Below are 19,905 nucleotides of genomic sequence, written 5' to 3'. Positions count from 1 at the left end.
ATCATCAATCCCTCCAAGTGACGCATCTTTGAAACCTGTCTTGATTGAATCTTGGGAAAAACGAATCGCATTGGGATTCATAAATCCCCCCTTTGCGGCAATAAATCCGGGCCCCAAGCCGAAAGAAGCTCTCGTGTCTGCTAATGCAGATTGGTTCTCATCCTCCCAGGCACGTAATGGGGCTGCATCGTAGCCATTGTGTGAGGCATATGCCTGGTCATACCCTATACTGACGCCGCAAATCGCAGGACTCTGGACATCCACCGCCGCAAAACTCAGCGTCGTAGTCCATGCCAATCCCAGCACGATTAGACAGACCAATCGTAGGCAATGAAAAATCATCCTCACAGCGGCACCACCAGTCCCTCGGCCTCTGCGAGTTTCTTTTGTTTGGCGTCAAAAGTCAGAAACTCCCTCGCCCCCAGATGCAGAGCGGTCGCTACATGAAGCACATCAAAGCCGCGATACCCCTCGGTCCATGTGTATTGGGCGGAAAGACGCTCGCCAATGCTGACAACGTCTGCCCAGTCCACTGGAACGATCACTACCGCACCAGTCGAAATATTGATTTGGAGTTTCCCCATGGCGGCGACCGCGGTGGTCCGATCAAATCCTTTAGTTGGGTTGTTCGCGTGGAGAAATACCTGCCAACGTGTAGCCTGCCGAAACTCGAACAATAAAGGGGAGGCCAAGTGCAAAGGCTCCGGCATTTGGGCAAAATGGCTGGCGGCGCATCCTGAGTTGTACTGTTGCCGATACATGGCGCACAAAAACGAGGTGTCAGGATAGGCAATCATCCTAAATCGTCCGCCAATTCGTCATCTCGCATCGCTTTGACCTCCTCCATCGACAATATGCGCTCACCCCACACTTCCTTGAGTTGGGCCATGATATCGGGCTTCACAAGGGTGCCGCCAGTCTCCGCCACAGGGATGGCTGTAAGTTGAGCAAAAGCACGGCCGCGTTTGAGGATTTTCACCGTTTCTCCATGCTCTATCCAAGCAGAGACACGCCGAAAGTTATTTCTGAGATCAGCAACGGTAGCGGTTTTCATGATAGATTTAATGTATCACTGCATTTAAACGTGTCAAGTCTCGTCTTGGGCATAACCACAGTGTCTGGGAATCGGGGAGGAATCGGGGTCAGGGAATCGGGGTCATGGAATCGGGGTCAGGCTGAGATTTGAGATTATTTGGTTCATATCGGTGGTCTGGAGGAGCGTTTGTTGGCGAGTCAGTTTGTGGCATGTAATCAGGGAATTGTCGGGGGGGGGGATGAAAAGGATATTCCTGCTCCGGGGCTGTGCGGAGCAAATTGCTCACCCGATGCAAAAGCGTGCTCCCAGCCACATTACCATTTTCCGAATCAATCAAGCGGCAAGATGCTCACTTCCCCGCTCGTTTATCTGTCCCCTTTCCAGTCACCCTGCCCTACTCACCACGTATAAACAACGGTGTAAGCAACCTTCTTTTCGCCGTCGGCGGGGACGGAGATCTTGAACTCAATCGTGCGGGCATCGGTTTTCTCGAATTTATCGGAGGGGTCTTTAATTTCCCAGTTATTCCAACGGTAAAGGTGTTCGACCACGCGGAATTCCACTGCCTCCTTTTTCCGGTTCTTGAGTGTGATCTCGAAAGTCTCGGTCATGGTTTTACGTCCGGAGTCCACGGTGAAATTTGTTTGTTTGCGTTCCCCTACGAGATCAAAGGCGTTACCCAGATAAACCCGCACCTTTTCATTTTTCGGAGTGTGATCAATGATATCTTCCCCGATGAATTGGAGGGAACCGTCCGTGTCGCGGCGGTAGAAGCGCAATTTGCCCTTGGGCAGAGGAATCCCGAGTCCATTGTCCTCCTTATTTTCAAATTCACGGAAAATCCATACCTTTTTATTGGTGGGTATGCCGTAACTCGGTTCTGTCGATAACCCGTTATGGAGCCACCACGCAGAGGAGCCGTATTCGGGTAGGACCCCGTCATAAACGTAAAATCGGGGAGCTTTGACATTGGTGGCTTTCACAAACTCGACTTGTTTCATTTCCTGATTCCGCAGCGTGACCGGGCGAGGGAGTGTGTAGAGTTTAAAATCGTCAAAATCTTTCTGAGTGACATTGCCGTCAGTTGGTGCCGACATTGTTCCGAGCTTCATTTCCCTTCCCCCCATATCATTATTCCTATTTTCCTGTACCCGACTGACATCACCCGCCATGAGGTTAACCTTCGTATCGCGGAAAGTTTTCCCAGACTGGTTCTGGAAAGTGACCCATCCGATGATGTCGCACTGGTCCCCTGTCTCAGGAGAGACGACATTGTAATCCGCCTGCCACGAAAGCCCCGTGGCGAGATACCCGATCTCGGCTTCAATCTTTCCGGCCTTACTGGAACGTAATGTCCAGTTCAATGTCGGTTTAAGGATAGTATCATCGCCTAATGACGGAAAAAGGGGCATTCCGGGCAATTGAAACTGTAATTTCCCCGCGACCTCGATCACGGGTTCACCAGCACCAAAACCATTAGGCTGTCGGTAATTCCCGTAACGATCCGGTCTCTGCGGAGCCATGTACCCGCTGCGAATGACTTTCCCATCAATCAACTCGATTTTACCGTCGGGACGGATGGCTTGGAACTGGATGGTCTTACCTTCAAAAAGCGAAAGGAGATATTGTTGGGTCACCGGATCATTACGGAAACTCTGGTCGAGAATCTGGAGCTTGGCCTCACCCTTCGGATCACGGAGGATCACCGACTGGGGTTCGAGGGTGGCTGCGATCTCGTTGAATCCAATGATATTATCCCCTTCTTTGAGGTCGAGGACAGCTTTATCCCGGACTACGGCAAAATCCTGATTATAAATCGTCAGTGATGTATTCTCGGCGACAGCCAGCGCAGCAAATTGCGCAAGTAACACCCCCGTAAACGCTAAAACTTTTGTTCTATTCATCATGTTCCTTTGTTTTAAATCAAAACTCATTGTTTTTATGCTAGATGAAGACCCCCGGACTATCCAGAAAGTTCCCGATAATCTATTTTTCAGATTATTTTTTAAGCCAAAAGAAGTCAACTTGGCCGCTTTAATAAATTTACTTTCACGGTCTTCTCACACAGGGCGATTTTCTGAAAATCCTGGTCAAAGGTAATGATCTGTGCCCCATGGTAAGAAGCCAATGCCGCAATGACTAAATCAATGGAGCCCACCACATAACCCTTGTCCCTGAGTGTACGCCCCAGCGAGGTCGCCCTTTTCCACAGATCAGAAGGGGTCGATAAAACCGGAAAGGTCGCCGTCATTGCCTCAAGGGGTTTAAACTCTGCGGCACTCGCATGTCTCATCACCTCGAAAATAACGGGTTCAGACAAAAATGCATTAGTGTCCAAAATATACGGGGCAATAAAGTTTTTAAGGACTCGGGATGATTTCGACCGAGTGAAATCGATCCACACGCTTGTATCAATTAAATTTGCCATATCCTCTGTCCTACGGATTTTCTCCGTGCTTGGACTCACGCAGACGGTCAATGGCCCGGGATTCTTCAAATCCCTTTAACTCCACACCCCACTCACCGGAAATGAATTTTCCCGCAATTTGCTCCCGCCTTTTTACCATCAGGGCATCATTCACCAGTTTACGGATTGCGGGTCCTTTTTTACGTTCACCCGTAAATTTACAAATTTCAGCTATTTCAGATTCAAGAAATTCAACAGTGATTTTCATAGAATTAATTTAATAAATCAGATTATTAAGTCAATATTTTCCTATTTTTTAACACGTATAATCATACTATCACCAGAAATCATCACCTCTGCCGTCTATCCAGAAAGTTCCAAAAAACTTTGCACTTGGAGCCGTAGATGCTTATGAATTATTCCTGATTATGTCTGAAAGCCTATTATTGGATGCCGCTCCGGGGATACTCCCGTCAATCGATCCTGATTTCCGCCCGATGATCACGGGAATCAAAAACTACCGCGCAGCTGTGGGCAAATTCCCCAGTCACCAGAAACTCGTTATCGGTTTGGAACGGGAAGCTGGACTGGTCAGCCGTTATGAGATGCAAATCGCTCCTCCAGACTCGGCCCTGTGGCCGGACACCATTCGCCTCGTGGAGCGCATTATCAAATTCCTGCTCTGGGCGCGTGGAGGCTGGAAAGTCATTATCGGTGGACCGGAAGAACTCGCCCGTGAGATCAAAACAATTTACTCACCCACAGGAGCCCGTGCATTTGATTACCATTTTATGGGTAAAATTTACGAGCACACTTTTGAGGTAGTCCATTGTGCGCCTGAATCTGTCCCGCCCGAAAAAACCGAATCCTCACCCCTGGGCGGGCACCTAAAAGGATGCCGGATCGGATTCGACCTCGGGGCCAGCGATTATAAAGTCTCCGCCGTGATCGATGGCGTATCTGTCTGGGCTGATGAATTCCCCTGGAATCCCAAGGATGAACCCAACCCCGATTTCCATTATGAGCATATCACCAAAGGCTTGAAGGAAGCGGCTGGGAAAATGCCCCGTGTGGATGCCATCGGGGGGAGTTCCGCCGGTGTCATTATCAATAACCGGATCCGGGCCGCCTCCCTTTTCCGGGCAGTACCAGATGATGTTTTCGCCCAAAAGGTCGCGGGAATTTTCGGGCAACTGGCCCGAGAATGGGGTGTACCCGTCGAAGTCGCTAATGACGGGGACGTGACCGCACTGGCGGGTTCACTCAGTCTCGGGGAGAATGCCATGCTCGGCATCGCGATGGGATCGAGTCTCGCAGCGGGTTACCTGAATGCGGAAGGTCTGCTGACAGGCTGGCTAAATGAATTAGCCTTTGTGCCGGTGGACCTGAGCCTGAATGCCGCTCCTGATGAATGGAGCGGAGACATCGGTTGTGGCGTACAATATTTTTCGCAGCAAGGGGTCATACGTTTGGCCAAGCTCGCCGGGGTAGCTCTGGACGAATCCCGTTCAGTGCCCGAACGACTGAAGCAAGTCCAAGAAATCATGAAAATGGGTGACGCAAATTGCGCCAATATTTACGAGGCTATAGGCATTTGCCTCGGGTACACCCTCGCACTGTATACGGAGTTTTACGATTATCGCCATGTCCTGATCCTCGGACGCGTCACGACGGGGACCGGCGGGGATATCATGATCAGCAAGGCTAAAGAGGTGCTGGCGGCGGAGTTCACGGGATTAGATGGAAAGATTCATTTACTGGTACCCGACGAAAAAAGCCGCCGGGTCGGCCAAGCCGTCGCCGCGGCGAGTTTGCCGAATTTAAACTAAAGCGCCATAAGCGGGGCCGTGGGAATAGGGCCTCGAACCAAAAATGTAAAGATTATGAAATTCTATAAAAACACTGCCGAGATTTTTATTCCGGACAATACGCCGGAAGACAAAGCCTTTTCCCGTACCACACACATGGGCATTGGAGCCCACCAGGATGATCTGGAATTCATGTGTTTCCACGGGATCAAAGAGTGTTTTCATCAGACGGAAAAATGGTTCACCGGAGTGACCGTGACCGACGGGAGCGGTTCCTCCCGCTCTGAGCGCTACGCAAATTACACCAATGATGATATCCGCTTTATCCGCAAGGAAGAGCAACGCCGCGCGGCGATCATGGGAGAGTACAGTGCCATTGTGCAGCTGGACTACCCCAGCCCGGAAATCAAAGGTCGCCTGAATACCGATCTCGTGGATGACATATCCCGCTTGATTTGCGCCTCCACTCCCGGAGTGATCTATACCCATAACCTCGCCGACAAACATGACACCCACCTCGGCGTGGTGATCCCCGTCATCTCGGCCCTGCGCAAATTGCCCCGGGAGCAACGCCCGGAAAAGCTCTACGGTTGTGAAGTCTGGCGCAATATCGATTGGCTCGACGATAAGGAAAAAGTCCTACTCAATGTCAGTGGATTCGATCACTTGATGAATGCCATGATGGGGGTTTTCGACTCTCAAATAGCCGGCGGGAAACGTTACGACCTGGCCACCCTCGGACGCAAACGGGCTAATGCCACTTATCTGGAAAGTCATCATGCCGATACGGCCTCGGAGGTGGAGTTCGCGATGGATCTATCCTCTTTAATCGAGAATGACTCCCTCGACATAGTCGAGTTTATCTCGGAAAAAATCGAGAATTTCCAACAATCGGTGATCGAACGCCTCAGAAAACAATTTTAATTAACTTTTATGGAAGTCATTATCAAACCTACCGCAGGGGATGCCTCTCTCATCGCTGCAAAATTAATCGCCCGCCAAATCCGGCATAAACCTACAAGTGTTCTCGGTCTCGCCACAGGAAATACCCCTCTGGACACTTACAGGCACTTGGTCAAAATGCATCAGGGAGAAGGATTAGACTTTTCGCGGGTAACGACATTTAACCTCGATGAATACGTCGGGCTCGCCCCAGATCATCCGGCATCCTACCATTCTTTCATGTGGGAGTACCTCTTTAAACACGTCAATATCAAACCGCTCCAAGTGAATATCCCAAACGGTTTAGCGAAAAACATTCCCGAACATTGCCGGGAGTATGAGGATAAAATCCGGGCTTGCGGCGGGATCGATATCCAGCTCCTCGGGATCGGCGGGGACGGGCATATCGGGTTTAACGAACCGTGTTCCTCACTCTCCTCTCGAACAAGGATAAAGACATTGACAAGGCGGACCATTCAGGATAATTCAACTTTTTTTGATTCCGCTGAACAAGTTCCACTACATGTACTTACGATGGGAATCGGAACGATCATGGATAGTCGCAGTTGTGTATTATTAGCATTCGGCACGCGAAAGGCGGAGATCGTCGCTAAAATGGTGGAAGGTCCGATTTCCGCCATGGTTCCAGCCTCCGCTTTACAATGGCATGAAAAAACAACAGTCTTAATCGATGAAGAAGCCTCTGGGAAATTAACAAGAAAAGATTATTACCAATGGGTGTATCAGAACAAGCCTGCGTGGCAAACAGCGGAAATCGAATCGTAAGTATTACCAATTAAGAAAAATTACATGGCTTGACGAGCCAGCCGGATCAAAGGTATATTTATCAGTTAATTCAACAAAACAGATATCCGACTGAAAAAAGTCAGTCTGGATTATCATTAATGGAAACATATTGTGAGCACGACAGTACCAAGCATTGAAGTGGCAGAAGATCAAAACCGAGTTGTTTTTTTGGTTAAATCACGTGGGACCTTCCAACTCGCCCCTCTCCTTAAAGGTTATGTAAACGAAAAACTCAAAACTGGCAGCTGCCATTTCGAAATCAACATGTCTGATTGCGCTGCGATGGATAGCAGCTTTCTCGGGACATTGGCGGGATTGAGTTATGCAATCAAGAAAGCCGGGGGTACCGGCTCAATCACCATTCGTCAGGCCAATGAACGGAATACCGAAAGCCTCAAAAACCTCGGGATCGACCGTTTATTCCAGATGGCCGGGGAAATGATTGATTATCCCGGAATGAGCTTTCAACCCCTGACCAATACGACGATCACCAAAAATGAAACCATGAAACAGTCCCTTGAAGCGCATGAGACCTTGATAAAAGCTGATGATGCAAATCAAGCTAAATTCAAGGATGTCGTGGATATGCTCAAAAAAGACTTGTCGAAAGAGTAAGTTTGCTTTCACTCTCAGTTGTCCATTACGCATGAATATATACGCTGATATTATCGCCATTGCCTGTTTTATTGCCACCATCGTTCTTTATATACGGTTAAGTGCCCTCAAAACAGCCAATGCCATCCTTAAAAAATCCCAAGCCCAACTTATTAAGGAACGTGAAATCCTGCTCGAATTCCTGAACAACCTTGGTAAAGCCAGCCAAGAAGAGATCAATGCCGAGACCATCTTAGATTGTGTCGTCAAGTATTCGATCAAGACCACGGAAGCCAAAAGCTGCGCCATTTTCCTGATCGATCAGGAAACTAAAACATTAAAAGCCGAATATGTCGAAGGGGCCTTCCCTCCCCCTTATCTCCCGGAAGATTTCATCATGCCCAAGGTCGTAAGTGCTGCAAAACATTTTGACCAATTGATCAAAAGTATTTCCATTCCCTTAGGCTTGAGTGTGATCGGGGAAGCGGCTGCGACAAATGCCCCTATCTTGATTGAATCAGGTAAAAATGACCCCCGCATCCCGAAGTTCGGCGAAAGATCGCTGAATACCGCCCTTTCAATCGATACGATGATGGCGGTACCCCTGACCCATGCCGGCGAGACTCTCGGGGTCATGGCGGTCGTAAATAAAAAAGATGATACTCCCTTTAACGGCAGTGAACTGCACCTTTTTTCCTCAATCGCCGATCAAGCCGCTTATGCCCTGCATAATGCCACGGTATCGATGGCTGTAGCTGAAAAACAACGTTTTGACCGTGAGCTGCAAGTAGCCCGTGATATTCAAACTATCCTACTCCCTTCGGCCGCTCCCGAGATCGATGGTTTTGAATTATCCGGCCTCAATGACACGGCCTTGGCTGTGGGTGGGGACTATTATGATTACATCCGCCTCGATGATAACCGCTGGGGGATCGTGATCGCAGACGTGTCGGGCAAAGGGGTGCCCGGGGCCATGGTCATGTCCATGTTCCGCAGTGTGATCCGTTCTGTAGCCCATGAGACTGATTCACCCGCCGAGCTTTTTAAGAAAGTCAATCAACGCCTCTTCTTCGACATCAAAGAGGACATGTTTGTCAGTGCTGCATACGCGGTTATTGACAGTAAAAATAAGACCTTCACCTTCTCCCGGGCCGGCCACGAGGCACCCCTTTATTATAATGCCATCACTCAGAAAGTCTCATCCCTCTCTAGCCAAGGGATGGCCCTCGGCATTGACAGCGGTGAGGTTTTTGATACTTTAATCGAAGAAAAACAAATCGATCTCCACGCGGGAGATTTGATTATCCTCTACACTGACGGCGTCACAGAAGCCCACGATTTGGAAGGACAAGAATTCGGCAAGGACAACCTGATAACTGCCATAAAGGCGGCCACGTCCGAAAATGCCGAAACCGTCCTAGAAAAAATCCAAGAGCAGGTGGAACGTTTTGTCGGTGCGGGGGAGCAATATGACGATATCACATTGATCGCATTGAAATACAAGGGATAGTCACATATGTCCGAAAATACCGAACAAAAACCTGATGTTATACCCACCGATGCCGATAAACCAGTCGAAACGGGCACCCCGGACACCATCGACCTGACCCCCGAGCAAATCGCAGATCTCCTCAGGAAATCTGCGCTCGCCGATGAACTCCAGGACAAGAACCTCCGTTTGATCGCCGACATGGATAATCTGCGGAAACGTTTGGCCCAAGAAAAAATCGATGCGCTCAAGTACGCGAATGAATCCATCCTCGAAGCTTTGCTCCCTGTGCTGGATAATTTCGAACTCGCCCTCCAGTCGATGGATCTAACCGACAATGTCCAAGCCATCAAGGATGGGATCAAAATGGTTTACGGCCAGCTCAAGCAGAACCTTAAACAAGACGGGCTCGAGGAAATTACCGCCCTTGGCCAACCCTTTGACCACAATTTCCATGATGCCATTTCACAGGAGCACTCGGATGAATATCCCGAGGACACCGTGATCCTTGAGAAACGCAAAGGCTACATGCTCAAAGGCAAATTGCTCCGCCCCGCTTCCGTTATTGTCTCCAAATCCCCCTCAAAAGGGTAAATTAATAAACTTATCTTTCCGCAATTATGGCCGCACAAAAACGTGATTATTATGAAGTATTAGGAATCAGTAAGACTGCCTCCGCTGATGAGCTCAAGAAAGCTTACCGTAAACTCGCCGTCAAATATCACCCCGATAAAAATCAAGGGGATAATGAAGCGGAAAATAAATTTAAGGAACTCGGCGAGGCTTATGAAGTCCTCAATGACGAACAAAAACGTGCGGCTTACGACCGTTATGGACATGCGGCTTTTTCTCAAGGCGGCGGGGGTTTTGGCGGTGGATTCCACGATGCTTCTGACATTTTCTCACAGGTTTTCGGCAGTGGCGACATCGGCAGTATTTTTGAAGAGTTCCTCGGGGGGGGTAGCCGCCGTGGCGGTGGGCGTTCCTCCAGCCAGCGCGGTGACGATTTGCGTTACGACCTAGAAATTACTTTTGAAGAAGCGGCCTTTGGTGTAGAGAAGGAAATCTCCATTCGCCGCTCCGAAGCTTGTGATTCCTGTGAAGGATCGGGCGCCGAAAAGGGTTCTGGCATGAAAACATGCTCGACCTGTAGAGGCCTCGGACAAGTCACCGTTTCCAAAGGCTTTTTCTCGATTTCCCAGACTTGCCCGTCCTGTCGTGGTGCTGGAAAGACTATCGAAAAACCTTGCCCAAAATGCTCCGGTTCCGGCCACATGGAGAAAACTTCCAAAACAAAGGTCAAAATCCCGGCGGGTATCGAAAACGGGATGCGCTTACGAGTCACAGGAATGGGTGACAGTGGAGTCCGGGGTGGATCGCCTGGGGACTTATATATCGTTACTCACATCAAAGACCATGACTTTTTTGTCCGTGATGGGGACGATGTTTATTGTGAAATCAATATTCCTTTTACCTTGGCTGCCCTTGGCGGGGAAACCTCTGTTCGGACCCTCGGTGGGGAAGTGTCTTTAAAAATCCCTTCAGGCGCCCAAAGCGGGAAAGTTTTCCGTTTGAAGGGAAAAGGAATTGAAAATGTCCAAGGCCGTGGGATCGGCGACCAGAATGTCAAAGTCAACGTCCAAATCCCCTCCAAACTCACCAGCAAACAAAAACAATTACTCGAAGAGTTCAGTAAACTCAGCGGGGATGACACTTATCCTACATCCAATGAAAAAGGCTTTTTTGAAAAAGCAAAAAGCTTTTTCTCCTAAGGAATCCTCATGAATCGTTTTTTTGTAGCCGACCTCCAGAACCATTTGCGCGACTTACACCTCTCCGGCGAGGAGTACCACCACTGTACCCATGTCATGCGTCAAGGTCCTGGGGATGCGGTAGTTCTTTTTGACGGCAAAGGGCTGGAGGTCAAAGCAAGGATCAAGGATGTCACTAAAAATGAGGCTTCCCTGGATATGATCCATCAATCCACCACACCGGCACTCCCCTATTCCATTACACTAGCTCAAGCGATTCCCAAGGGTAAATGCATGGATTCAATCGTCCAGAAGGCCACGGAAATCGGTGCGAAACAAATTATCCCCCTCATCTCGCAAAGGACTGTCGTCCAAGTATCTGACGAGAAAGCAGAATCGAAAATCGGTAAATGGATCCAAATCACCATTGAAGCGGCCAAACAATGCGGGATTAACTGGCTGCCCGAGGTTTTACCACCGGTTTCCCTGAAAGAGTTTTTTAATCAGAAACATACATTCGACCTTCTCTTGATCGCCTCGTTACAACCGGATGCGGTTCATTTTAAGAAAGTCCTTGAGGACTTCACCCTGGATACTAAGGGGAAAAAGCCCAATAAGGTACTCGTCCTGATCGGTCCGGAAGGTGATTTTACCCCCGCTGAAATCTCATTGTCAAAGGCTAGTGGGTGCCAGCCGATTACGCTCGGGCCCCAAGTCCTGCGTAGCGAGACGGCGGCCATTTATTGCCTAAGTATCATCGCCCACGAGCTGCAAGGGGTTTAAGCAAGCTTTCTCGAGGGGGGGTGGAGAAACAGCTCGTCTGAGATTAGTTTTTCTCTGGTTCTGGCACCAAGTATCCCACCTTAAATTTCGCCCAAAGGAAACCGACAAATTCCCTAATGGCCAAGTGTGTTTCCTTCAAGCTGGAGATTGACGGAATCAAACTATCCGCAATCAATGAACCGAATCCCCTGTGTTGGCGCCTTGCTGGTGACGGAAAACATTTCACGCCCGCTGCTTCAAAAAATAGAATCGCACGTGGCATGTGGATAGCCCCGGTGACGAGGATGATTTTTGATTTTCTATTTTCCTTCAGATATCGGGAAACCCCTAAAGCTTCACTTTCAGTATCCCTCCCCGGGAGCTTGATAATCTCCATATCCTCCATTTTCATCCTTTCCTTGATCAGGCTCTCTGATGTGGCTGCAGCTGAAAGCGGGAATTCATTATCCCCACCGGTCGTAATAATCTTCAAGTCAGGAAAATATTTCTTAATCCGTGCCGCCTCCGTAGCCCGCGCCTCACGGTTTCCCCCGCCCAGTACGACAATATAATCCGGATTAAATTCCTCGATCTTTTGTCTTTCTGTTGCCAGATCCAGATTAATTCTCGGATATTTCCATTCTAAATAACGCAGGAAAGGCATTTCCCCAATGGCTGTGCTGCTGATATAAAGGAAACCCAGAGAAAGCACCGCCAATATAAAACCAAACCACCTCGTCTGTTTAATAAGAATGAATAACAATGCAAAAAGAAGTCCGACTCCGGCTAAAATAGCCGGATTCAAAAGGGGAATAATCGTTTTTTTGAATGAAAAGTAATCCACGGGAGAAATTAAACCATTGAATCCATAAAAGTTGCAATAGAGAATACCATCTCTATCGAAAATACCTGCCCTCTCCCATCCAAGCACCTGCTCAAGATTTACCCAGCGCAAATTAGCGCCGTGATCCTGGGGCTTTAAATTGCCCGTCGGTTCATCTCGATCATTTGCTCGAGGATCTTCCTGAATCGTAGGGCGACCATGACCATTTGACCCGCTTCCTCAGGTGCAAGAATCTTCCGGCAGGATATAGTCCATTCATCGATCCACTTGTCAAAATGATGAGTATCCACGGGTAAACCAACATGTCGGCCCATACCGCCCTCATAAACATCCGGTCCTCCGGTTTGGAAGCTCCAGAACCGGTGAATCTTCTCCAAATGTTCTTCCCAATTCTCAATTCGCGAGGCAAATACCGGGCCGAGCACGGGATCGAGCTTCACCCGCCCGTAAAAATCATTCAGTAGACGCATAACGCCGTCTTTGCCACCGATCCGGTCATAAAGTGAATTTTGTCCTGTGATTTCCATAATCGTCTATTTGGGTTCCTCCATTTTCATCAAAGGCAAATATGCCATTAACCAAACCAATATCCCTCCTGATAAAAGAATAGCGGCATAATCATAATGCGAAAGTCGTACCTCTGGGATAAAATCTGCACTTACCCGGCATAATAAGGCCAAGATCAGCATTACCAAGAAAAAGATCATTGGTTTGAGCCGGCCTGAGAGCAGGTGGGAATGGCCTGAATGCCCCATCACCACTCGCGAAGCCACGGTAAAGCATAGCAGGCAAAAACCTCCCATAAAAAATACATGTAAAAGCGCCACGCGGTGCAACGGGGCACTCGCCACAGCAAATAACCCCGCAGGAAAACAAATTAAAGCTATGCGCAATGACAGTGCCAAAGTCCCCCGGGCTTTCCAGTTTTGGAGTAAATTCATCTCCATCAGGAAATAAGCGAGAACCACGGCTCCCCTCAAAAGGCAGCCCCAGACAATTTGCCCCCCGGCCTCAATGGCGAAACTCACGATCACAAGGCCTCCGGCCAAACCCGACACCAAGGCCTTGCCCATCCATCCGGGAGGAACTGCCATTGACTCAGGAAAGTTATGTTTACTGACCTCTCCAAAAAACCGCGGCAGAAGAAAAGCCCCGATCCCCATCACCGGCAAAAGCAAAAAACCTTGGTAAAGGAGTAACTGTGCAAAAAGGTATAAAAATGGTTCGGGCGGACTCACCTGACCGATTGCCAGAATGAATGCCCCTATTACCCCGGAGCCTAATCCCGCAGGCACCAAGATAAACCCCGGAGGAGGAATATCCTTCCTCAGGATCGCCCGCACAAGTAAAGCCATCATGAAGCCACTGAATGTCACCGCAAAAAGAATATCACCCCAAAACGTTTTCTGCAGGAAATGGAGCGCCACGACAAAAATCATCAAAAGGGCAAAAATCGGCGTTTCAAAGACTGTTAACTGCTCTACATCAAGAATCCTCGGTAGGGCCGTACCCAAAAAACCAATGACAAAACACCCCAAAAAACCTTCTACCATGATCCGGGCATGAGCAATATTCGGATAAAATCCAATGACACCCCAGTGGTTCAAAGGCCAGAGCATGATGCCGAAAACGGCTATTAATGACCCAAGAATAAATAAAATCCGGAAAGGTTCTTTGACAGCCAAAGAGTAATAAGGCTGGTTTTGACTAGAAATGACTGCCTGCCTGCTCCCACTCATAAATAAAGATTAGACAGAAACTAATAATTAAAGAAAGTATTATCTTTATTTAACTTCCTGCTCGTTCTTCAATCTAATAAGATATTGAAATATTCCCCTTTACCGGAGAAAACCGCTAGTCCGTGAAAAAAGTCTTTTAAGCAAAGGATAAATCCCCTAATTTTGCCCCCTTATGTCAGTGAATTATAAAGATACCTTGAACTTACCGAAAACTGAATTCCCCATGAAGGCGGATTTACCCAAGCGCGAACCCTCCTTCCTCGAACGCTGGAATCAGACTAAAATTTACGATCAACTCCTTTCTGCACGCAAGCACTCCCCCAAATTCATCTTGCACGATGGTCCCCCTTTCGCCAATGGGGACGCCCACATGGGGCATGCGCTGAATATGACACTCAAGGACATCGTCCTGAAGAGTAAAAATATGTCAGGATTCTACAGCCCTTTTGTTCCCGGCTGGGATTGCCATGGACTCCCGATTGAATTCAAAGTAACCAAAGACCTCGGTAACAAAGCTCGTACAATGTCCGTGGCAGAAATCCGAGGGGCCTGTGATACTTATGCCCGGAAATATATTAACCTCCAGAGGGAGCAATTTAAACGTCTCGGTGTCTTCGGTGAATGGGACAATCCTTATCTGACCATCGACCCGCGCTACGAGGCCGAGGTCATCCGCACTTTTGCCGATCTCGTCGAAAAAGACATGGTTTACGCGAGCCAAAAACCTGTTCTCTGGAGCACGGGTGCCCAGACCGCCCTCGCTGAAGCTGAGGTCGAATACCTCGACCACCAGACCCCTGCGATTTATGTAAAGTTCCCGACCCCGAATGCTGCAGAAGCCCTCGGTCTGGAGCAATTGCGCAATTTGTCCGTGTCCCTGATGATCTGGACGACGACTCCTTGGACTTTGCCGGCAAACCTCGCGATAGCGGCACGATCGGATATTGATTATGCCGTCTTGTCTAATGGCAAGGACGCGATCATCGTCGCAAAAGCCCTCGCTGAAAAGATCGCCGCCCTGGAGCCCTCACAGGCCTACACACAAATCGCCCTGGTCGAAGGCAAATCGCTCGAGAAAATCGGCAAAGCAAAACATCCTTTCCTCGAAGGCCGTGAATCAACCATTCTTTTCGGTGATCATTTTGTCACGACAGAAACCGGAACCGGACTGGTCCACATTGCCCCCGGACACGGGAAAGACGACTATGATGTCGGTAAACATTTGGGAGTCATTTCTCCCGTCAATGATTACGGGAAATTTACGGATGAAGTCGGTATCGACTGGCTGGTCGGCAAATATGTCTTTGACGCCAACCGTGAAATCGTGGACAAATTGCTCATCCCTACCGGAGCCCTCTATCATGAGGCACTCTTCAAACACACCTATCCCCACTGCTGGCGCTCAAAAACGCCGATTGTTTTCCGCGCCGTAGAGCAATGGTTTATCAGGATCGACGGCTCCGGCCTCAAAGAAAAAGCCTTGTCCGAGATCAAGAAGGTCAAATGGGTTCCAGACTGGGGACAAAACAGGATCTCCGGGGCTGTGGAATCCCGGGGTGACTGGTGTATCTCCCGCCAACGCACTTGGGGTGTCCCTCTCCCCGCTTTTTATGATGCCGAAGGCAAAGGAGTCCTCAATGCCGACGCGATCCGCAAACTCGCCGATTTGGTCGAGAAGGAAGGTACCAATGTCTGGTTCGCTAGTGAACCTGCCCAGCTCGCCCGCACACTCGGCCTGCCCGATGCTGATAATCTGACCAAGAAAAACGACACGATCGACGTCTGGATCGACTCAGGCTCATCCCAACGCGCCGTGGAAAAGACCCACCCGGAAATTAAATTCCCCGTGGACATGTACTTGGAAGGCAGCGACCAACACCGTGGGTGGTTCCAGTCCTCCCTCCTTTTATCCGTCGCAACACTCGGACGTGCTCCTTACAAGGAAGTGTTAACCAACGGGTTTGTCGTCGATCTCGACGGGAAAAAACTTTCAAAGTCGGGAACCGGTTACCAGAAACCAATCGACATGATGAGCATGATCAATCTCTACGGGGCTGATATTCTACGCTTGTGGGTGGCGTCGGAGAATTACCAGAATGATGTCCCTTGGTCAGAAGAGATTTTTAAACATGTGAGCGGTTCCTACCGCACGATCCGTAATACCCTGCGTATCCTCCATGCAAATCTCTATGACTTCAATGAGGCTCAGGATTCGCTCAGCTTGAACCCCGCGCAAATCGCTCCGGAAACAGCCGCTTTTGTCGAACTCGACCGCTATATCCTGAGCAAATTGCAGGCATTGATCGGTGAATGTCGCAAAGCCTATGATGAATATGAGTTCCACAAGGTGTATCATTTGGTGAATTCATTCTGCACGATCGAACTGAGTTCCCTTTACGTGGATATTAGTAAGGACCGCATGTATTGCGACATTCCCCACTCTGCACGGCGCAGGGCCACCCAGACGGTCATGCTGGAGGTATTAAAGGCGATCACCCTCCTGATCGCCCCCATCATGCCATACACCTCAGAAGAAATGTGGGGCTATATTTCTAATACAGCAGAGTCCGTATCCCCGGAAAATATCTCAAGGGAGAGTGTTCACCTCCAGCTTTTCCCTGAAGCCCGGCAAGACCTCATCGACACTAATCTCGAGGAGAAATTTGCCTTGCGCCTGAAAATCCGCGAGAAAATCTCTGCCGAGCTCGAAAAGCTCCGTGCGGCCAAAACAATCGGTAAAGCCATTGATGCGTGGGTAGAATACAAACCCTCAGACGATGCCGAACGCAATTTGCTCGCCGGAAAAGAAGATGCCTTTGCGGAATTCATCATCGTGTCGGATTTTAAACTCCTGCCAGCTGACGCGGCTGAAACGGTGAAAGTCACCCCGGCCACCCAAGTCGCCCAAAAATGTGCACGTTCATGGAAGTATGACCGCTCCGTGGGCACGAATCTGAAATACCCCGACCTGACTTCACGCGATGTGGAGGCGGTGGAATATTTCTCGTCCCGAGTAGCACCTACTGCTTAGAAGATACGCCAATAGCTCGTGGGAATACGGGCTCTTAAAAAAAACAGATTATCACTATGAAAATCCCCCTCATTACAGCACTGATCATTTTGATTGCCGATCAAGCCTTGAAGCTTTGGATGAGCCATTTACTTGATTACGGGCATCATTATATCCGAGTCATCCCCGGCTTTTTCCACTTGGAATACGTCATTAATACCGGGGCGGCTTTTGGTATTTTCCAAGGTAAAAGCTGGCTTCTGGGCATTTTTGCCCTTGTGGTACTGGTGATCCTTTTCCTTTTCCGGAAAGACTTTTTTGGAACAAACCGCCTACAGCAATTTGCGGGAGGACTGATTGTCGGGGGTATCTTGGGTAATATGGTCGACCGTCTCAGGATCGGCGGGGTCATTGACTTCTTTAAATTCATCTTCGGTTCCTACGTCTGGCCAAATTTTAATATTGCCGACAGCGCAATTTGCGTCGGTGTGAGCCTTTATATCCTCATGACCTGGCAAACACACCATCATGAGAAGAAGCCATCCTCCGATCCTGTTGGATAATTCCCCTTATTTTCTTTTGACCCGATCGACATGCCCGAGATCAGCCTCTGGGCAAATTGCGTCCCTAACCATTTGTTTAAGGATACGGATGTCCGGGAATCCCCCGTCACGTTTACGCTCCCAGATCATTTCATCCCCGAGCCAAATCTCGAAAATCCCCCCTGTACAGGGTTCGAGAATCATTTCCGCAATTTGCGTGGGGAATGTCGTAAGGAGTTCTTGAGCCATCCAAGCAGAACGGAGCATCCAATGGCATTGGGTACAGTAACGAAAACGGATCACATTCATAAAATTCTCTTTCTCTAAAGAATTTACATCACGCCCTAATTTATCTAAAGATATATTATGGTCACATCCATTAGCCGTTTAACATCCGTACAGGAAGAAATCCTCGCTCTCAAAAAGGAGCGTAACGCGATCATCCTTGCCCATAACTACCAGGTAAAGGAAATACAGGAAGTCGCTGATTTTGTCGGCGATTCATTGGGGCTCTCCTATAAGGCCAAAGAGACGAATGCCGATGTGATCGCCTTTTGCGGTGTGCATTTCATGGCAGAAACAGCTAAAATCGTTAACCCCTCTAAAACCGTGATCTTACCCGATATTGATGCGGGATGTTCACTCTCGGATTCATGTCCTGCCGATAAACTGGAAACCTATCTCAAAGACAATCCCGGACTTTACGTCGTGGCCTATATCAATTGTTCCTCCGGAGTCAAAGCACTCAGTGATGTGATTTGTACGAGTGGGAACGCTGTGAAAATCGTTAACAGTATCCCGGCTGACAAGGAAATCCTCTTTGTGCCGGACCAAAACCTCGGGGAATGGGTCACAGAGAAAACCGGGCGCAAAATGCGCTACTGGCAGGGAAATTGTTATCTCCATGTGGAGTTCACCCATCAAAGTATCTCCCGTATCCGGGCTGAGTATCCCCTTGCCCCGGTCGTCGCCCATCCAGAATGCACCCGCGCCGTCCGCCTCTTGGCCGACGAGATTTGTTCCACTGAAAAAATGGTCCACTTTTGCAAGGATAATGCTTCGGACGTATTCATTATCGTCACCGAAAGCGGGATGCTTCACCGGCTTGAACGTGAAATCCCTCATAAAAAATTCATTCCCGGCCCGACCGATCACTGTGCCTGTGCAGATTGCCGTTTCATGAAAATGAATACCCCTGAAAAACTCCGCGATGCTCTGCGCAATTTGCGCCCTGAAATCATCATGAATGAAGAAATCCGGAAAAAAGCTTTGGTGCCCATTGAGAGAATGCTCGACTTATCGCGGTAAAATATCCTGTGATGGAAGAATACCTCCAAAAATCCGGTTGAATTCGGATTACCATCCATCGGCCCCGTAATTGGGGTTCCAGACAAGAGTCGGGCTATTGGTGATCCATTGGCTGCCATTCCTGACCTCTGTATTGCGGATAAAACGAACGCTCCCGTCGGCAAAAAGTGTATTAAAACCCTCATTTTGAGCAGCCTTCATAAAAGTCCCTGATGAATTATTTGTAATCGTCCCGGTCCAGGTGTTCACCCCATCATTATCATAACTCGCAAAAAGAAGAACTGTTGAAGATGCCCTCTGTAAATTTGCCACTGTCACATTGGCCAAATCAGAGCTTCCACTCCCGTCGATCCACTGGTTGAGGGAATAACCGATATAGAAACCGGGGCTCTCCGCAGGAGTGCGGTTATACCGTTTACTTGGACAATTAAAAATCGAGTTCTGAATCGTTGCATTTCGAAAGCCTCCGACTTGGTTGATATAGACTGAATAGGCGACATGCGACATGTAAGATGGGACCAGGTTATACCAGAGATTAGGCCCGTTCGTACTGGTCCCTGTCCCTCCTTCGGGAGGTAAAAAACCATTATTATCCGCAGTATACAGGTAGAATCCGGTACCCCAGTTTTTTAAATTGGCGGCACACTGGGTACGGCGACCTTTTTCTTTGACACTATTGTAGACCGGTACCATCAGAGTAAAAAGGATCGTGATAATCAGGGCGACCACGAGCACTTCAATAATCGAAAAACCATAGTTATTTGTGTAATCTCGGATTTTTTTCACGATAGTCCTCTCCTTTGACTTCTGAAATAGTGAATTAGACAGTACACCGCTTTCACTTCCCCCAAGCAAAAGCGTATGAT

22 protein-coding genes are annotated in these 19,905 nt (G+C 48.8%); 11 read left to right on the top strand and 11 right to left on the bottom strand.

The features are described from left to right. The 6 genes from SGI98_03525 to SGI98_03500 form a co-directional block, all read right to left on the bottom strand. A partial coding sequence (locus SGI98_03525; protein ID MDZ4742472.1) for a hypothetical protein occupies nucleotides 1–348 on the bottom strand: 348 nt, incomplete at its 3' end. Continuing rightward, the gene (locus SGI98_03520) at nucleotides 345–797 is read right to left on the bottom strand and encodes a PIN domain-containing protein (GenBank protein MDZ4742471.1); all 453 of its coding nucleotides are present in this window, start codon (nucleotides 795–797) and stop codon (nucleotides 345–347) included. The genes SGI98_03520 and SGI98_03525, both read right to left, overlap by 4 nt. Next, complete coding sequence (locus SGI98_03515; protein ID MDZ4742470.1) at nucleotides 794–1,054, bottom strand: prevent-host-death protein; 261 nt, start codon at nucleotides 1,052–1,054, stop codon at nucleotides 794–796. Before SGI98_03515 ends, SGI98_03520 begins: the two co-directional genes overlap by 4 nt. Before the next feature lie 380 nt (nucleotides 1,055–1,434). Next, nucleotides 1,435–2,940 carry a hypothetical protein gene (locus SGI98_03510; protein MDZ4742469.1) on the bottom strand — a complete coding sequence of 502 codons (1,506 nt, stop codon included), beginning with the start codon at nucleotides 2,938–2,940 and terminating at the stop codon, nucleotides 1,435–1,437. A 116-nt stretch (nucleotides 2,941–3,056) separates the two neighbouring features. Next, a complete protein-coding gene (locus SGI98_03505) occupies nucleotides 3,057–3,464 on the bottom strand; it encodes a PIN domain-containing protein (protein ID MDZ4742468.1) in 408 nt (135 codons plus the stop codon). A 10-nt stretch (nucleotides 3,465–3,474) separates the two neighbouring features. Continuing rightward, complete coding sequence (locus SGI98_03500) at nucleotides 3,475–3,711, bottom strand: hypothetical protein (GenBank protein MDZ4742467.1); 237 nt, start codon at nucleotides 3,709–3,711, stop codon at nucleotides 3,475–3,477. 160 nt (nucleotides 3,712–3,871) lie between these two features. Here SGI98_03500 and SGI98_03495 point away from each other — a divergent pair, with 160 nt between their 5' ends. The 8 genes from SGI98_03495 (at nucleotide 3,872) to SGI98_03460 (ending at nucleotide 11,617) form a co-directional block, all read left to right on the top strand. Next, a complete protein-coding gene (locus SGI98_03495; protein MDZ4742466.1) occupies nucleotides 3,872–5,272 on the top strand; it encodes an ROK family protein in 1,401 nt (466 codons plus the stop codon). Nucleotides 5,273–5,326: 54 nt separating this feature from the next. Beyond that, a complete protein-coding gene (locus tag SGI98_03490; GenBank protein MDZ4742465.1) occupies nucleotides 5,327–6,175 on the top strand; it encodes a PIG-L family deacetylase in 849 nt (282 codons plus the stop codon). Nucleotides 6,176–6,184: 9 nt separating this feature from the next. Further along, nucleotides 6,185–6,979 (top strand): glucosamine-6-phosphate deaminase, encoded by a 795-nt coding sequence (gene nagB / locus SGI98_03485; protein MDZ4742464.1) that lies wholly within the window; start codon nucleotides 6,185–6,187, stop codon nucleotides 6,977–6,979. Nucleotides 6,980–7,111: 132 nt separating this feature from the next. After that, complete coding sequence (locus tag SGI98_03480) at nucleotides 7,112–7,615, top strand: STAS domain-containing protein (GenBank protein MDZ4742463.1); 504 nt, start codon at nucleotides 7,112–7,114, stop codon at nucleotides 7,613–7,615. Nucleotides 7,616–7,646: 31 nt separating this feature from the next. Continuing rightward, entirely contained in the window at nucleotides 7,647–9,104 is a 1,458-nt protein-coding gene (locus tag SGI98_03475; protein ID MDZ4742462.1) for a GAF domain-containing SpoIIE family protein phosphatase, read from the top strand. 6 nt (nucleotides 9,105–9,110) lie between these two features. Further along, nucleotides 9,111–9,677: a nucleotide exchange factor GrpE gene (gene grpE / locus SGI98_03470; protein ID MDZ4742461.1), complete on the top strand. Its 567-nt coding sequence runs from the start codon at nucleotides 9,111–9,113 to the stop codon at nucleotides 9,675–9,677. Nucleotides 9,678–9,703: 26 nt separating this feature from the next. Then, nucleotides 9,704–10,855 (top strand): molecular chaperone DnaJ, encoded by a 1,152-nt coding sequence (gene dnaJ / locus SGI98_03465; protein MDZ4742460.1) that lies wholly within the window; start codon nucleotides 9,704–9,706, stop codon nucleotides 10,853–10,855. Between the two features lie 9 nt (nucleotides 10,856–10,864). Continuing rightward, nucleotides 10,865–11,617 (top strand): 16S rRNA (uracil(1498)-N(3))-methyltransferase, encoded by a 753-nt coding sequence (locus SGI98_03460; protein MDZ4742459.1) that lies wholly within the window; start codon nucleotides 10,865–10,867, stop codon nucleotides 11,615–11,617. Between the two features lie 43 nt (nucleotides 11,618–11,660). Here SGI98_03460 and SGI98_03455 read toward each other — a convergent pair whose 3' ends face one another. The 3 genes from SGI98_03455 to SGI98_03445 all read right to left on the bottom strand — a co-directional run bounded on the left by SGI98_03455 (nucleotide 11,661) and on the right by SGI98_03445 (nucleotide 14,179). Next, nucleotides 11,661–12,440 carry an ElyC/SanA/YdcF family protein gene (locus SGI98_03455; protein MDZ4742458.1) on the bottom strand — a complete coding sequence of 260 codons (780 nt, stop codon included), beginning with the start codon at nucleotides 12,438–12,440 and terminating at the stop codon, nucleotides 11,661–11,663. 134 nt (nucleotides 12,441–12,574) lie between these two features. Further along, a complete protein-coding gene (locus SGI98_03450; GenBank protein MDZ4742457.1) occupies nucleotides 12,575–12,967 on the bottom strand; it encodes a group III truncated hemoglobin in 393 nt (130 codons plus the stop codon). 6 nt (nucleotides 12,968–12,973) lie between these two features. Then, entirely contained in the window at nucleotides 12,974–14,179 is a 1,206-nt protein-coding gene (locus SGI98_03445) for an NnrS family protein (GenBank protein ID MDZ4742456.1), read from the bottom strand. Nucleotides 14,180–14,351: 172 nt separating this feature from the next. Between SGI98_03445 and ileS the strand changes: the two genes are divergently transcribed. Together ileS and lspA are read left to right on the top strand one after the other, a co-directional pair. Then, complete coding sequence (gene ileS, locus SGI98_03440) at nucleotides 14,352–17,210, top strand: isoleucine--tRNA ligase (GenBank protein ID MDZ4742455.1); 2,859 nt, start codon at nucleotides 14,352–14,354, stop codon at nucleotides 17,208–17,210. Nucleotides 17,211–17,266: 56 nt separating this feature from the next. Beyond that, a complete protein-coding gene (gene lspA, locus SGI98_03435) occupies nucleotides 17,267–17,752 on the top strand; it encodes a signal peptidase II (GenBank protein ID MDZ4742454.1) in 486 nt (161 codons plus the stop codon). A gap of 6 nt (nucleotides 17,753–17,758) precedes the next feature. On the opposite strand, the gene SGI98_03430 is transcribed toward lspA, so the two are convergent. Continuing rightward, nucleotides 17,759–18,040 (bottom strand): SelT/SelW/SelH family protein, encoded by a 282-nt coding sequence (locus SGI98_03430; protein MDZ4742453.1) that lies wholly within the window; start codon nucleotides 18,038–18,040, stop codon nucleotides 17,759–17,761. Between the two features lie 57 nt (nucleotides 18,041–18,097). Between SGI98_03430 and nadA the strand changes: the two genes are divergently transcribed. Beyond that, nucleotides 18,098–19,039: a quinolinate synthase NadA gene (nadA, locus tag SGI98_03425; protein ID MDZ4742452.1), complete on the top strand. Its 942-nt coding sequence runs from the start codon at nucleotides 18,098–18,100 to the stop codon at nucleotides 19,037–19,039. 48 nt (nucleotides 19,040–19,087) lie between these two features. Here nadA and SGI98_03420 read toward each other — a convergent pair whose 3' ends face one another. Then, complete coding sequence (locus SGI98_03420; GenBank protein ID MDZ4742451.1) at nucleotides 19,088–19,825, bottom strand: hypothetical protein; 738 nt, start codon at nucleotides 19,823–19,825, stop codon at nucleotides 19,088–19,090. Nucleotides 19,826–19,905: the final 80 nt, after the last annotated feature.

It is taken from the genome of Verrucomicrobiota bacterium, from assembly GCA_034440155.1.
In the GTDB taxonomy this organism is placed as follows: domain Bacteria; phylum Verrucomicrobiota; class Verrucomicrobiia; order JAWXBN01; family JAWXBN01; genus JAWXBN01.
Note: the sequence above shows the minus strand (reverse complement) of the source record. Positions and strands in the feature narration are given on the sequence as shown.